General features: G+C 66.0%; 12 protein-coding genes and 3 pseudogenes. 7 read left to right on the top strand and 8 right to left on the bottom strand.

All coding sequences use genetic code 11. The features are described from left to right. The first annotated feature begins 253 nt into the window (after window positions 1–253). The 4 genes from ACGF7Y_RS01325 to ACGF7Y_RS01310 all read left to right on the top strand — a co-directional run bounded on the left by ACGF7Y_RS01325 (window position 254) and on the right by ACGF7Y_RS01310 (window position 4,186). Window positions 254–1,336, top strand: coding sequence for an ABC transporter substrate-binding protein (locus ACGF7Y_RS01325; RefSeq protein ID WP_393228137.1), 1,083 nt, complete (start codon window positions 254–256; stop codon window positions 1,334–1,336). After that, complete coding sequence (locus ACGF7Y_RS01320; protein WP_393228135.1) at window positions 1,333–2,187, top strand: ABC transporter ATP-binding protein; 855 nt, start codon at window positions 1,333–1,335, stop codon at window positions 2,185–2,187. Before ACGF7Y_RS01325 ends, ACGF7Y_RS01320 begins: the two co-directional genes overlap by 4 nt. After that, the gene (locus ACGF7Y_RS01315) at window positions 2,180–3,070 is read left to right on the top strand and encodes an ABC transporter permease (protein ID WP_393228133.1); all 891 of its coding nucleotides are present in this window, start codon (window positions 2,180–2,182) and stop codon (window positions 3,068–3,070) included. The genes ACGF7Y_RS01320 and ACGF7Y_RS01315 overlap by 8 nt, the downstream gene beginning before the upstream one ends. A 168-nt stretch (window positions 3,071–3,238) precedes the next feature. Further along, a complete protein-coding gene (locus ACGF7Y_RS01310; RefSeq protein WP_393228131.1) occupies window positions 3,239–4,186 on the top strand; it encodes a TauD/TfdA dioxygenase family protein in 948 nt (315 codons plus the stop codon). Between the two features lie 215 nt (window positions 4,187–4,401). On the opposite strand, the gene ACGF7Y_RS01305 is transcribed toward ACGF7Y_RS01310, so the two are convergent. Next, window positions 4,402–4,563, bottom strand: a complete 162-nt coding sequence (locus tag ACGF7Y_RS01305) for a winged helix-turn-helix transcriptional regulator (protein ID WP_393230847.1) — start codon at window positions 4,561–4,563, stop codon at window positions 4,402–4,404. Between the two features lie 212 nt (window positions 4,564–4,775). Between ACGF7Y_RS01305 and ACGF7Y_RS01300 the strand changes: the two genes are divergently transcribed. Then, window positions 4,776–5,768 (top strand): LLM class F420-dependent oxidoreductase, encoded by a 993-nt coding sequence (locus ACGF7Y_RS01300; protein ID WP_393228129.1) that lies wholly within the window; start codon window positions 4,776–4,778, stop codon window positions 5,766–5,768. 276 nt (window positions 5,769–6,044) lie between these two features. Here ACGF7Y_RS01300 and ACGF7Y_RS01295 read toward each other — a convergent pair whose 3' ends face one another. The 7 genes and pseudogenes from ACGF7Y_RS01295 to ACGF7Y_RS01265 form a co-directional block, all read right to left on the bottom strand. Then, a complete protein-coding gene (locus ACGF7Y_RS01295; RefSeq protein WP_393228127.1) occupies window positions 6,045–6,866 on the bottom strand; it encodes an SAM-dependent methyltransferase in 822 nt (273 codons plus the stop codon). Window positions 6,867–7,026: 160 nt separating this feature from the next. Further along, a pseudogene (gene nrdE / locus ACGF7Y_RS01290) lies at window positions 7,027–8,643 on the bottom strand (class 1b ribonucleoside-diphosphate reductase subunit alpha); the annotation flags it as partial. Window positions 8,644–8,667: 24 nt separating this feature from the next. Beyond that, window positions 8,668–9,843 (bottom strand): annotated as a pseudogene (locus ACGF7Y_RS01285) (LAGLIDADG family homing endonuclease); the annotation flags it as partial. Between the two features lie 15 nt (window positions 9,844–9,858). Further along, a pseudogene (locus tag ACGF7Y_RS01280) lies at window positions 9,859–10,332 on the bottom strand (ribonucleotide reductase N-terminal alpha domain-containing protein); the annotation flags it as partial. 62 nt (window positions 10,333–10,394) lie between these two features. Further along, window positions 10,395–10,856, bottom strand: a complete 462-nt coding sequence (gene nrdI / locus ACGF7Y_RS01275) for a class Ib ribonucleoside-diphosphate reductase assembly flavoprotein NrdI (RefSeq protein WP_040868730.1) — start codon at window positions 10,854–10,856, stop codon at window positions 10,395–10,397. Window positions 10,857–10,926: 70 nt separating this feature from the next. After that, window positions 10,927–11,160: a redoxin NrdH gene (locus ACGF7Y_RS01270; protein WP_039799742.1), complete on the bottom strand. Its 234-nt coding sequence runs from the start codon at window positions 11,158–11,160 to the stop codon at window positions 10,927–10,929. A gap of 391 nt (window positions 11,161–11,551) precedes the next feature. After that, window positions 11,552–12,121, bottom strand: coding sequence for an NAD(P)H-dependent oxidoreductase (locus tag ACGF7Y_RS01265; RefSeq protein ID WP_393228124.1), 570 nt, complete (start codon window positions 12,119–12,121; stop codon window positions 11,552–11,554). 144 nt (window positions 12,122–12,265) lie between these two features. Between ACGF7Y_RS01265 and ACGF7Y_RS01260 the strand changes: the two genes are divergently transcribed. Further along, the gene (locus ACGF7Y_RS01260; protein ID WP_062969540.1) at window positions 12,266–12,871 is read left to right on the top strand and encodes a TetR/AcrR family transcriptional regulator; all 606 of its coding nucleotides are present in this window, start codon (window positions 12,266–12,268) and stop codon (window positions 12,869–12,871) included. A gap of 22 nt (window positions 12,872–12,893) precedes the next feature. Next, window positions 12,894–13,718: an ammonia-dependent NAD(+) synthetase gene (nadE, locus tag ACGF7Y_RS01255; protein WP_393228122.1), complete on the top strand. Its 825-nt coding sequence runs from the start codon at window positions 12,894–12,896 to the stop codon at window positions 13,716–13,718. Window positions 13,719–13,793: the final 75 nt, after the last annotated feature.

The following is a 13,793-nucleotide window of genomic DNA, read 5'->3' as shown; positions in this document are numbered from 1 at the left end:
CGGAAGTCACCGCGCCTGTCCCGCACCGATATACAGCTCACGGAAGTCTCGAAGTGTCGACAGCAACAGCATTGATCCGCCGTCGCGCGGTCGACTTCATGCGCGTTCCGCACGGAATCTGTCGCCACTGAAGTAGCGCGGCATCGGTTCCCGGCCGAATCCCGCGCGGTCGTCCACCGCCGCATCGCTCCGCTGTGGTGTCGCCGGACGCCTGCATCGAACTGCACGGCGTCTTCTCTTCGAAAGATCAACAATGCTTCTCTCTCCCTCCTCCCGGCGCGTCGCCCGCGCTCTCGCAGCCGCCGTGGCGGTGCTCACCGGTCTATCCGTGCTCACCGGATGCGGCGAGTCCACCCCCGCCAAAACCACCGACGGCAAGACCGTGCTGCGCTATCAAGGCGCCACCGGGCAGGTGAGTCCCGTCGAACTGGCCGACGATCTCGGCTACTTCACGAAGATCAGCCTGCACTGGGAAGGCGACACCACCAGCGGGCCGGCCAATATCCAGGCCGCGGCGACGAACCAAGTCGAGTTCGGCAGCGCGTTCAACGGCGCGGTGGTGAAGCTGATCGCGGGCGGGGCGAAGGTCACCTCGGTGCTCAGTTCCTATGGCGCGGACGAGCAGTCGTTCACCGGTTACTACGTGCGCGACGACTCCGGCATCACCTCGGCACGCGATCTGATCGGCAAGAAGGTCGCGGTCAACACCCTCGGCGCGCACCACGAATTCATCACCAGGGAGTGGCTGCACCAGCAAGGTTTGACCGACGACGAGATCAAGCAGGTGCAGCTGGTCGTCGTACCGCCTGCCAACACCGAGGACGCGCTGCGCAAGGGGCAGGTCGACGTCGGCGCCTTGGGCAGCGTCTTCCGCGACACCGCCCTCCAGCGCGGCGGTATCCACCCGCTGTACACCGACAAGGCCATTTTCGGCACGTTCGGCTACGGCACGTACGTCTTCCGCAACGACTACATCGCCAAGAATCCCGAAGCCGTGGAGGACTTCGTGCAGGGCACCGCGCGCGCGATCCGCTGGCTGCAGGTGACTCCGCGCGATCAGGTGCGTGAGCGGTTCGTCCAGATCATCGGCAAGCGCGGCCGCAACGAGAACGCCGGCCTGGTGCCGTACTGGCTCAGCTCCGGGATACCGGTGCCCGGCGGGGTGGTCGCCGACAAGGAGCTGCAGATCTGGATCGATTGGCTGGTGCGCAACGGCGAACTGCCCAACGGCAAATTGAAGGCCGCGGACCTGTTCACCAACAAGTTCAACCCGTATGCCAACGGCAAGTTCACGCCGGAGGCGGGACCGACCGGAGAGGTGGTGGCCGCGAAATGAGCACGGCTACGAAACTAGCGCTCACCGGAGTGCGCAAGCAGTTCGCGGTGCGCGGCTCCCAGGAGCGGTTCACCGCACTCGAGGACATCTCGCTGGAACTGCGTGAAGGCGAGTTCCTGGTCCTGGTCGGACCGAGCGGCTCGGGCAAGTCGACGCTGCTGGACCTGCTCGGCGGGCTGAGCAAGCCCACCTCCGGTGAGATCCTGCTGGACGGGAAGCCGATCACCGGGCCGGGCCTCGACCGCGGCATCGTCTTCCAGCAGTACGCCCTGCTGCCCTGGCGCACTGCCCGGTCCAATATCGAATTCGGTTTGGAGGCCAAGGGTTTGCGCCGCAAGACGCGGCGCGAGCTCGCCGACCACTACTTGGAACTGGTCGGGCTCTCCGGTTTCGGCGACCGCTACCCGCACGAACTGTCCGGCGGCATGAAACAGCGCGTCGCGATCGCTCGCAGTCTCGCGTTCGATCCCGAGGTGCTGCTGATGGACGAGCCGTTCGCCGCGCTCGACGCGCAGACCAGGGAATCGTTGCAGGACGAACTGTTGCGCATCTGGCGCGCCACCGGCAAGACCGTCCTGTTCATCACCCACGGCATCGACGAAGCGGTGTATCTCGGCCAGCGTGTCGCCGTGCTGACCTCACGGCCCGGCCGGATCAAGGCCATCGTCGACGTCGAACTCGACCGGGACACCGACGACGACATCCGCTCCTCCCCACGCTTCCGGGACTATCGCCACGAGATCTGGACGCTGCTGCACAGCGAGGTCCAACGAGCCGCGAGCCTGGAACTGGAATCCCTTTCCGACCCGGCCGATATCGACCCCACCACCGAGAGGACGGCTCATGTCTAGTGCCATTCAGCTGAGCGAGCGGCCGGTACGGGAACGCGCGGTCCAGCCCACCCGGCCTGCCCCGGTGCAGCGGGCCGAGCCGGCGCCCACCGCCGTGACGCGGGCCCTGCGGGCGGTGGGCCGGTTCGCCTGGCGGGTATTCAAACCGACGGTCGTGATCGTGCTGTTCTTGCTGCTGTGGCAACTCGCCCCCACGCTCGGGCTGGTGGACGAGGTGTTCCTGCCGCCGTTCTCGGTGGTGGCGCAGGCGTTCGCCGACCTGGTGGCGAGCGGAGAGATGTGGACGCACATCTCCGCGAGCCTGAATCGTTCCCTGGCCGGGTATTCCCTCGCGTTGGTCGCGGGTATCCCGGTGGGCGTCGCGATCGCCTGGTACAAGCCGGTGGCGGACTTCCTGAACCCGATCCTCGAACTGTTCCGCAACACCGCGGCGCTGGCGTTGCTCCCGGTCTTCTTGCTGATCCTGGGGATCGGCGAAACCTCGAAGGTGGCCATCGTCGTCTACGCGAGCTTCTTCCCGATTCTGCTGAACACCATCACCGGCGTGCGCACCGTCGATCCGCTACTGGTCAAATCCGCTGCTTCCCTGGGCTTCTCGCCGTTACGACTGTTCCAGAAGGTGATCCTGCCCGCGGCGCTGCCGTCCATCTTCACGGGTCTGCGGATGGCCGCCGCCAGTTCGATCCTCGTGCTGCTGGCCGCCGAGATGTTCGGGGCCAGGGCCGGGCTCGGCTATCTGATCACCGCCGCGCAGCAGAACTTCGCGATCCCGAACATGTATGCGGGAATCCTCGCCATCTCGCTGCTCGGCCTCGGCTTCAACGGCGTGCTGGTGGCCCTGGAACGCCGCCTGTCGCGGTGGCGTGCCCCGGCGAACGCCTGAACCATGGCCGCCCGTCCCATGTTCGGAAGGCAGTCGCCGTGCGGGCGCTGACCAAACGGCGCGTCGTGGACTTCATGCGGGTGTGCGGCAGCGCTTGTCGCCTTGCCGCACATCCCGCATCTCCGGTTGCCGCCGGCCCGATCCTCTGATCCGAAACGAGTTCTTCCGATGACCGCTGTCCACGAAACCCCCCTCTCGACCGTCACCGACAACCCGGTGCGCGTCGCGCCCGTCGCCGGTTACATCGGCGCCGACGTCTCCGGCGTCGATCTCCGCGAGCCGCTGACCGACCAGCAGGTCGCGGCCATCACCGACGCGCTGCACACCTACAAGGTGCTGTTCTTCCGCGATCAGCACATCGATCACGCGCAGCAGATCGCCTTCTCCCGCCGGTTCGGCGCGGTCACGCCGTCACATCCGTACGACGACGACGCGCCGACGGAGCACCCGGAGATCCTCGCGGTCGACAGCCGGTTGTACGAGAAGCGGTTCGGTGTGCGGAAATTCAGCTACACCAACCACTGGCACACCGATGTCTCCGCGCTGATCAACCCGCCCGCCGCCTCGATCCTGCGCGCCGAGATCGCCCCGGCGCAGGGTGGCGACACCGGCTGGACGAACCTCGTCGCGGCCTACGAGAACCTGCCCGAGCCGCTCAAGCGATTCGTCGAAGGGTTGCGCGCCGAGCACCGCTTCGGCGGCAGCAGGCCGGCCTGGGACTCCGACAGCGACTATGCGAAAAAGGTCGCGGCCGCGCCGCTGATCACCGAACATCCGGTCGTCCGGGTGCATCCGGTGACCGGCGAGCGGGCGCTGTTCGTGAACCCCGGCTTCACCACCCGCATCGTCGGGCTCCGGCCGAACCAGAGCGACGCACTGCTGAAGCTGCTGTTCGACGAGGTGACCAACCCGGCCTACACCGTCCGATTCCGCTGGGCGAAGGGCAGCCTCGCGTTCTGGGACAACCGCGCCACCGCGCACCTCGCACCGAGCGACCTCGACCACCTCGATGTCACCCGCGTGCTGTACCGCACCACACTCGAGGGTGACATTCCCGTCGGCGTCGACGGTGCGCCGTCGAAGTCCATCGCGGGAGGGAAGTTCACCGGCGCGTAGGGACAGGGCAGGCGAAGTCGGCCGATCGCACCATTTGCGATCGGCCGACCTCTTGCTTTCGCGGCGCCGAGACGAGGCTGCCTTTCCCACGGTTCCAGCGTCCGGCATTCGGTCCGCCTCTCGCCGGCGGATTTCGTGTGCGGGCAGTCGGCGGAACAACGAACAATCGGCCTGCTGCACCGTGCGTTCTCGATTCCCGGGCCGCGTTCGGGCGCTCAGCGTGGCCGCGTGTCGTACGCGGCCCGATGAGCGTCGATCTCGGGATTGTGCTTCGTGGCCCATCTGGCCAGGGCGAGCGCGTGGGGGATCAAGGTCATGGCGAGTTCGCTGAGCTCGTACTCGACACGCGGCGGGACCTCGGCATGGGCGGTGCGGATGACCAGCCCGTCGCGTTCGAGATTGTGCCGCGGTGGCGACCTGGCTCGCTACGACCTGGTTGTAGAGCGCTCGAGTCCCGGCGGCCGGGGCTCCCCGGGGGAATTCGGAGCGTCGAGCGCCGAACGGTTGCCAGCGCGCGGTGGACTGGTAACAGTGAGGAAGGCCGCGGCGCTCGCCATGGCCGTTTCGGGTACACACGAAGGAGATATTCGTGCGCTTCGGCATCTTCATTCCGCAGGGTTGGCGGCTCGATCTGGTGGGCATCGACCCGGCGGATCAGTGGGGGGTGATGCGAGACCTCGCCCAGCGCGCCGACGCGAACCCGGCGTGGGAATCGCTGTGGGTGTACGACCACTTCCACACCGTCCCGGTCCCCACCGAGGAGGCGACGCACGAGGCATGGACGCTGATGTCGGCGTTCGCCGCCACCACCGCACGCATCCGCCTCGGCCAGATGTGTACCGCGATCAGCTACCGCAACCCGGCCTACCTGGCCAAGGTGGCCGCGACGGTCGACCTGATCTCGGGCGGCCGCGTCGAGATGGGCATCGGCGGTGGCTGGTACGAACACGAGTGGCGCGCCTACGGTTACGGTTTCCCGTCCGCGGGCGAAAGACTGGGCCGCCTGGACGAGGGTGTGCAGATCTTCCGGCAAGCGTGGACCACGGGTTCGGCCACCCTCGACGGCAAGTACTACCAGGTCGACGGCGCCATCGTCCGTCCGCTCCCGTTGCAGGAGAACGGTATTCCGCTGTGGATCGCGGGTGGCGGCGAGAAGAAGACGCTGCGCATCGCCGCGAAGTACGCGCAGTACACCAACTTCAGCGGTAACCCCGAGGAATTCACCCACAAATCCGAGGTGCTGCGCGCCCACTGCGCCGACGTCGGCACCGACTTCGACGCGATCGTCCGCAGTTCGAACTTCAACGTCGTCATCGGCTCTAACCAGGCCGAAGTGGAGGATCGCCTCGCGGCGCTGCGCGCCCGCCTGATCCCCGTCATCGGCGCCGACGCGGCCGAGTCCTACTTCCACCAGCTGTACAACAGCGGCGCCGCCACCGGAACTCCGGACCAGATCATCGACAACCTCACCAAGGTCCGCGACCTCGGCCTCGGCTACGCCATCTTCAACTTCCCCGAATCCGCCTACGACACCTCCGGCATCGAACTCTTCGAACGCGAAGTGCTCCCCGCGCTGAGCTGAGCGCGCTGAGGCAGGTCTGTCCGCAGCCGAGCGAACCTCAGCGCCTGGGTTGATCCCCAGTACCGAGTACTCCCGGCCCCTCCCCCTGCCCGCAAGAGTTGGCATCCCCACCCACCCGCCCACAACGGAGCGAGTCTTACGAGCGACCGTTCGCGGCCGTCTCGCGACCGAGCGACCGAAGCGCATGCGCCGTAGGCGCGAGTCTCGGTCGCTCGGTCGCGAGACAAAGGGGGCCGCGAACACGCCGCGCCGCAGGCGCGGCCGACAAACACAGCACTACAACTTCCGGCCGACCGCGCTCCAGCAGTTCACTTGGGAGTCGAGCCAGGACGGTGACTCACCGTGGGTGCGCCATTGGTTGGAGACGACGATGCCCGGGTCCATTAGTTCCAGCCCGGTGAAGAATCGGGCGAATTCGTCTCGCGTGCGTGTCTGGGCATAGACCCCACTCTGCCTGTACACGTTCAGGGCCTCGGTCATCATCTCCGGTTCGAGGTCGGCGGTGATGTGCGAGACCACGAGGAACGAGCCCGGCGCGAGGGCGCCGAGCAGCGTCTGGACTATTCCGTAGGGGTCCTGCTCGTCGGACAGGAAATGCAGCACGGCGACCAGGCTCAGCGCCACCGGACGCTTCAGGTCCAGGGTGTCGAGGAGTTCGGGGGCGGACAGGATCGCCGCGGGATCTTTCAGGTCGGCGTCGACGTAGGCGGTGCGACCCTCCGGCGTACCGGTGAGCAAGGCGCGGGCGTGGGACAACACGATCGGATCGTTGTCCACGTAGACCACCCGCGCTTCCGGCGTCGGCGCCTGCGCCACCTGGTGCAGGTTCGGCTCGGTGGGGATGCCGGTGCCGATGTCGAGGAACTGGGTCACGCCCATCGCGGTGAGCGCGTTCACCGCACGGTGCATGAAGAGCCGGTTCTGCCGAGCCGCGACCCGGGTGGTGGGAAAGGCCGCGATCACCTTCTCGGCCGCATCCCGGTCCACCTGATAGTGGTCTTTGCCGCCCAGCACGTAGTCGTATATTCGCGCGCTGCTCGGCACGCTCGCGTCGTGAATCGGACGGAGCGGCTTACCGTGGCCGCCGAGATCGGTCATTGTCGTTCCCATCACTACCGGATCGCCTCTGCGCCAGCATATTCCAGGCGCGGGATGGGCATCGCACCGCGACGGAAGCCCGGAATGGGAACACCTCGGTGGCCGGAGAATGCGAAACCGGGTGGCTGCCCAGCGGGAAGCCACCCTGTTCGCTACGGGATCACAGCATGCAGGAGACGCAACCCTCGACTTCGGTTCCCTCCAGTGCCATCTGGCGCAGCCGGATGTAGTAGAGGGTCTTGATGCCCTTGCGCCAGGCGTAGATCTGGGCGCGGTTGAGATCGCGGGTGGTGGCGGAGTCCTTGAAGAACAGCGTCAGCGACAGGCCCTGGTCCACGTGCTGGGTGGCCGCGGCATAGGTGTCGATGATCTTCTCGTAGCCGATCTCGTAGGCGTCCTCGTAGTACTCGAGGTTGTCGTTGGTCATGTAGGGCGCCGGGTAGTAGACGCGCCCGATCTTGCCTTCCTTGCGGATCTCGATCTTCGACGCCACCGGGTGGATGGAGCTGGTGGAGTGGTTGATGTAGGAGATCGACCCGGTCGGCGGGACCGCCTGCAGGTTCTGGTTGTAGATGCCGTGTTCCATGACCGAGGCCTTCAGCTCACGCCAGTCGTCCTGGGTCGGGATGTGCACGCCCGCGTCGGCGAACAACTGCCGGACGCGATCGGTCTTCGGCTCCCACACCTGATCGGTGTACTTGTCGAAGTACGCGCCGCTGGCGTACTTCGATTCGGGGAAGCCGCCGAAGTACGAGCCGCGCTCGATCGCGATCCGGTTCGACGCCCGGATCGCGTGATAGACCACGGTGTAGAAGTAGATGTTGGTGAAGTCGATGCCCGCTTCGGACCCGTAGTGGATGCGTTCGCGCGCCAGGTAGCCGTGCAGGTTCATTTGCCCGAGGCCGATGGCGTGCGAAGAGTTGTTGCCCTGCTCGATGGAGGGCACCGAGTAGATGTGGGTCTGGTCCGACACGGCGGTCAGCGCCCGGATGGACACCTCGATGGTCTGCGCGAAGTCGGGCGAGTCCATCGTCTTGGCGATGTTCAGCGACCCGAGGTTGCAGGAGATGTCCTTGCCGATCTTGGCGTAGGACAGGTCGTCGTTGAACTCCGACGGCGTGGAGACCTGCAAGATCTCCGAGCACAGATTGGAGTGGGTGATCTTGCCCGCGATCGGGTTGGCCCGGTTCACCGTGTCCTCGAACATGATGTACGGGTAGCCCGACTCGAACTGCAGCTCGGCGATGGTCTGGAAGAACTCGCGCGCCTTGATTTTCGACTTGCGGATGCGCTTGTCGTCGACCATCTCGTAGTACTTCTCGGTGACGTCGATGTCGGCGAACGGCTTGCCGTAGATGCGCTCCACGTCATAGGGCGAGAACAGGTACATGTCCTCGTTCTTCTTGGCCAGCTCGAAGGTGATGTCCGGGATGACCACGCCGAGCGAGAGCGTCTTGATGCGGATCTTCTCGTCCGCGTTCTCCCGCTTGGTGTCCAGGAACCGGTAGATGTCCGGGTGATGGGCGTGCAGGTAGACCGCGCCCGCGCCCTGGCGCGCGCCGAGCTGGTTGGCGTAGGAGAACGAGTCCTCGAGCAGCTTCATGATCGGGATGACGCCCGAACTCTGGTTCTCGATCTTCTTGATCGGCGCGCCGTGCTCGCGAATGTTGCTCAGCAGCAGCGCGACACCGCCGCCGCGCTTGGACAGCTGCAGCGCGGAGTTGATCGAGCGCCCGATGGACTCCATGTTGTCCTCGATGCGCAGCAGGAAGCAATTGTGGACGACCGTACCGCGGATCGAGTAGGTGTGGGTGTCCTCGACGTGGAGGTTGTACACCTTCTCCGGGGTCTCGGTGGTGCGCTCGACAGCGCGCACACCGTATACCTGCCGGCCGTGCACGACCTGATACGTCGCACGCTTTGTGCCCTTGCGGCCGACGTAGTTGTACAGGTTCTTGCCGATGTCGAAGATGAAGTCCTCGTTGTTTCCCGGCAGGCCGGGCACGAAAACCTGGCCGGTCACATTGCCCGCTCGGTTGACGTAGCTACGGACGACCGACACGATGCCGAGGCGGCGCAGGATCAGCTGCACCTGGTCGATGAGCTCGGGGTTGACCAGGTCGAGCATCATGCCGCCCGAGGTGCTGCAACCATCGCCGCGGAACAGCCCGGCCAGCAGGCCGCGTTGGAATTCCTCGTCGGCGGTGAGCACATCACCGTCCAATCGTTTGTTGCCATAGCCGGTCCCGGCCAATGACAACAGCAATGATGCGACGACGTTGCTGTTGCACACCATCCGCGTGGAGTGATCGGAGTGGTTGGTGTGCAAGGACAGGTCGACCCCGAACACCTGCTTGAATGCCATGCCGAGTTCGACGTGGTAGTCGACCTCATGCGCGCCGAGGGTGAAATGTACGCCGTTGGGCACGCTCACGTCGGTCGACCGCTTGGACACGTGGCCTTCGGCCACATACCAGCCGAGGATCAGGCCGAGCTCGTAGGACTCCTCGACGAAGCGGTTGACCGCGACGAAACGCTGGTTGTGGCGCTGCTTGTCGCGGTGCTTCGCGTCGGTGTTCACCTTCTGGATCAGCCCGTCGACCTCTTCGTACACACCTTCGCCGGTGTGATCCATGAGGTCGAACACGCGCCGGTCCCGCTGTCCCAGCGGCGCGGTCGTCACGATGTAGTCGGTCGGCTGCACGTCCCGCGCGGCCAGCCACACGAAACCGTTGAACGGGTCCGCGCCGTCCGCGTTGATGAGTGTGTCGACCTCACGGGTGGTCCACACCAGGATCGGATGCTCAGGAGTGCACCGGATCGGCTCCTTGTGGCCGAAGTGCGAAATCGCCACCAGCGCTTGATCGTTGGGATTCTCGATCAACGCTTCGACCGCACGATAGGAACCGTCGTGGGACAAGACCCGGTCGCCCGGCCGCAGCGTCTCGATGGCGCGGGGACCGTCGATCGTGTCCACCGGCGTACCCGCAGGGAAACACGACACCGGCTCGCCGCGCTGCTTCTTGCCCGAGTTCAGGAAGGTCGGGGTGGCGGGCTGGAAGCGGCCGTCGATGATCTCGTCGACCAGCTTGCCCGCCAGCGCCTCGTCACCGGCGGCGAGGGTGAGCGCGACCATGCACACCCGGTCCTCGAACCGCTCCAGGTAGCGCTTGCCATCGAAGGTCTTCAGCGTGTACGAGGTGTAGTACTTGAACGCGCCGAGGAAGGTGGGGAACCGGAACTTCTTGGCGTACGCCTGTTTGAACAGATTCTTGATGAACGGGCGGCTGTACTGCTCCAGGACCTCCGCCTCGTAGTAGTTCTCGTCGATCAGGTAGTCCAGCTTCTCGTCCAGGTTGTGGAAGAAGACGGTGTTCTGATTGACGTGCTGCAAGAAGTACTGGTGGGCGGCCTCACGGTCCTTGTCGAACTGGATCTCCCCGTTCGGACCATACAGGTTCAGCATCGCGTTGAGGGCGTGGTAGTCGAGGACCTCGCCCGCGTCGCCGCCACGGACCGGGGGCTGCTCTAAGCGAGCTGTTTTTCCGGCCGGTGCTGTCGTTGCTGTTGCCAAAACAATCCCAATCCCTCTCGGACGCGTTCGACGTCCTCAGCGGTTCCCATGAGTTCGAAGCGATACAGGTACGGCACGCCGCACTTGCGCGCGATCAGTTCGCCCGCATAGCAGAAGGTGTCGCCGAAGTTCGTGTTCCCCGCCGCGATGACGCCGCGCAGCAGCGCCCGGTTGTGCGGATCATTGAGGAACTTCGCGACCTGCCGCGGCACGAAATCCTTGTCGGAACGATCGCCCCCCAGCACGTGCCGACCGCCCCCATAGGTGGGGACGATCAGCACGTACGGTTCGTCTACGCGCAGCGAGTCGGCGGTGTGCAGTGGTATGCGAGTCGCCGGGAGCCCCAGCTTCTCGACGAAACGATGCGTGTTCTCCGAAGCGCTGGAGAAGTAGACCAGCGCCGTCGTCTCCGGCATGGTCGCCTTCCTCTTCTCGGGAGTGCCGCGGCGGACCGCCCGGCACTCGCACCTCGGATCCGGTGGAGGGTCAGGCCGCCACGGTCGCGAGCGACTTGATGCGATCGGGCCGGAAGCCCGACCAGTGATCGTCTCCGGCCACCACGACCGGCGCCTGCAGGTAGCCCAGGGCCATGACGTAGTCACGCGCCTCGTCGTTCTCCGAGATGTCGATGACCTCGTAGTCCACCCCGGCCTTGTCGAGGGCCTTGTAGGTGGCGTTGCACTGGACGCAAGCGGGCTTGGTGTACACGGTGACGGTCATTGATGTCCCTCTCTCCTTGTGCCTGATCCACAGCCTGAGATCCGTTGCAATACACGATCGACGTATGCTGCGCAAACTTCTGGAGCCGGACTCGAATCCCCTGATCAGCCACTCGTGACCGACTCCTACCGGGTGGGGCCTCTCACCGTCTTCCAGTAGCGAAGACACTACACCTAGTGGCCGACAGATTCCTACAACACGACATGTAGCGAGTCACATTGATGAAATTCCATCGAGAGAAGTACCAGGACGCTCGATTCGCCCCCGGATCAAACAGTGGCGCAGATCACTGTTCAGCACGTCAGCACACTTTCAGCAAACTCACTGGCAAACGAAGAGGGCCACCGCTGCGCCCGCAGCGATGACCCTCGTCCGAGACCGGAGATGGAGCTTACACCGACGCGAATTCGCCCCGCGTGGCCTCGACCAGTTCGCGCACGGTGCCGGCCAGCTGGGTGAGCGCCTCGGCGTCGTCGCGCGGATGCGTGGCGCCGAAGCGCTCGCCGATGACACCGAAGTGCAGGTGCGCGGACTCGACCACTCGCGCGCCCGCCACACCGAGCGCCTTGACGGCGTCGCCGTGCGCCCACTGCGCCGCGTTCGGGCTGATCGACGCACTCACCACAGCGGTGGGCTTACCCTTGATGGCACCGGCGCCGTACGGGCGAGAGGCCCAGTCGATCGCGTTCTTCAGCACCGCCGACAGCGTGCCGTTGTACTCCGGAGTGACCACCAACAGGCCGTCGGCCTCGGCGACCGCGTCGCGCAGCGCCTGGGCCGCCGCCGGAACCGAGCCGGGGACGTCGATGTCCTCGTTGTAGAACGGGATGTCGGCGAGTCCGTCGTAGAGGGTGACCTCGACGCCCTCCGGCGCGGTGTGGGCCGCAGCCTCGGCCAGCCGCCGATTGACCGAGGCGGCGCGCAGGCTGCCGACGAGTGCGAGAATGCGGGTCTGGCTCATGAGCACTCCTGGTGTACTGAATTAGATGGTGTCCGTACGTTCACCACACACTAACCGGACCATGGTCCGATTACTTCCCGCGGAGCCTGCGTGAGCGCTGTGAACTACCCCACACCCCACCCGACCTCCGCCGGCTCCCGTCGGCTGCTCGACGTCGGGGCCCCGCTGCCCGGCACCTCGGAGCCCGCCGAGCGCGCCGACGCCGCACGCAATCGCCGGCTGCTGCTGGACGCGGCGCAGCAGCTGGTGCGTGAGCACGGCGTGGACAGTCTCACCATGGACGCGCTGGCGAAACGCGCCGGGGTCGGCAAAGGCACGGTGTTCCGCCGGTTCGGCAGCAGATCCGGCCTGATGCTCGCCCTGCTGGACCACTCCGAACAGAAGTACCAGGAGTCGTTCATCTTCGGCCCGCCGCCGCTCGGCCCGGGCGCACCTCCGGTGGAACGACTGGTCGCCTTCGGGCGGGCCAGGCTCCTCGACATCGAAGTGGAAGGGGAACTGCACCGCGCGGCCGAACTCGGCGAGGCGGGTGACCGGTATTCCGGTGCGCCCTACGGATTGCTGCGCGCTCACGTCGCCATGCTGTTGCGGCAGGCCGACGTGCCCGGCGAGGTCCCGCTCGTCGCCGACTGGCTGCTGGCGATGCTGGGCGCGGCGCTGGTCATGCACCAGATGCACGTGCTCGGCTATACCCGCGAGCAGATCGGCGACAACTGGGAGGACGTCGTCCGTCGCGTTGTCACCCGCTGAATCGCCAGTACACTCGGGCGCCATGGGGAACCTGCGCGAACAGATCATCAGTGAATTGGGCGTCCAGCCCACGATCGAACCGAAGAAAGAGATCCGGCGCCGAGTCGATTTCCTCAAGGATTATCTGAACGCCACTCCCGCACGTGGTTTCGTTCTAGGCATCAGCGGTGGACAGGACAGCGCTCTCGCGGGCAGGCTGTGCCAGCTCGCGGTCGAGGAACTGCGCGCCGACGGCGTGGACGCGACCTTCCTCGCCGTCCGGCTGCCCCACGGTGTGCAGGCCGACGAGGCCGACGCGCTCACGGCGCTGGCCTTCGTCCGGCCCGACCGGCAGGTCGTGGTGAACATCCGGCCGAGCGCGAGCGCCGCGGCCGCGGAGGCGGCATCCGCGTTGCAGGTGGACCAGCTGCGGGACTTCGTGCGCGGCAACATCAAAGCGCGCGAACGCATGGTGCTCCAGTACGCGTTGGCCGGGCAGGAGAACCTGCTCGTGATCGGCACCGACCACGCGGCCGAGGCGGTCACCGGATTCTTCACCAAGTACGGCGACGGCGGTGTCGACCTGACCCCGCTCACCGGTCTCACCAAGCGCCAGGGCGCCGCCCTGCTCCAGGAGCTCGGCGCACCCGCCAGTATCTGGTCCAAGGTGCCCACCGCCGACCTGGAGGACGACCGACCCGCCCTGCCCGACGAGGAGGCGCTCGGTCTGCGCTACAGCGAGATCGATGACTACCTGGAAGGCAAGGAGGTGACCCCCGAGGTCGCCGAGCGGCTGGAAGGCATCTTCCGCGACACCCGGCACAAGCGCACCGTCCCGGTGACTCCGCTGGACACCTGGTGGCGCTGAGCACCTGGGCCGACTCACCCGGCGCGAGACGGCGCGCCGGGAACCGCCGCTTGTGAAGCCATCGGCTGCTGCGGC

Source organism: Nocardia sp. NPDC047654, assembly GCF_043205035.1.
Lineage (GTDB): Bacteria > Actinomycetota > Actinomycetes > Mycobacteriales > Mycobacteriaceae > Nocardia.
Note: the sequence above shows the minus strand (reverse complement) of the source record. Positions and strands in the feature narration are given on the sequence as shown.

Coding starts and splice junctions, on each gene's coding strand:
- ACGF7Y_RS01315 (WP_393228133.1), top strand. CDS start 2,180: ATGTCTAGTGCCATTCAGCTGAGCGAGCGGCCGGTACGGGAACGCGCG.
- ACGF7Y_RS01325 (WP_393228137.1), top strand. CDS start 254: ATGCTTCTCTCTCCCTCCTCCCGGCGCGTCGCCCGCGCTCTCGCAGCC.
- ACGF7Y_RS01270 (WP_039799742.1), bottom strand. CDS start 11,160: ATGACCGTCACCGTGTACACCAAGCCCGCTTGCGTCCAGTGCAACGCC.
- ACGF7Y_RS01295 (WP_393228127.1), bottom strand. CDS start 6,866: ATGACCGATCTCGGCGGCCACGGTAAGCCGCTCCGTCCGATTCACGAC.
- ACGF7Y_RS01320 (WP_393228135.1), top strand. CDS start 1,333: ATGAGCACGGCTACGAAACTAGCGCTCACCGGAGTGCGCAAGCAGTTC.
- ACGF7Y_RS01265 (WP_393228124.1), bottom strand. CDS start 12,121: ATGAGCCAGACCCGCATTCTCGCACTCGTCGGCAGCCTGCGCGCCGCC.
- ACGF7Y_RS01310 (WP_393228131.1), top strand. CDS start 3,239: ATGACCGCTGTCCACGAAACCCCCCTCTCGACCGTCACCGACAACCCG.
- nadE (WP_393228122.1), top strand. CDS start 12,894: ATGGGGAACCTGCGCGAACAGATCATCAGTGAATTGGGCGTCCAGCCC.
- nrdI (WP_040868730.1), bottom strand. CDS start 10,856: ATGCCGGAGACGACGGCGCTGGTCTACTTCTCCAGCGCTTCGGAGAAC.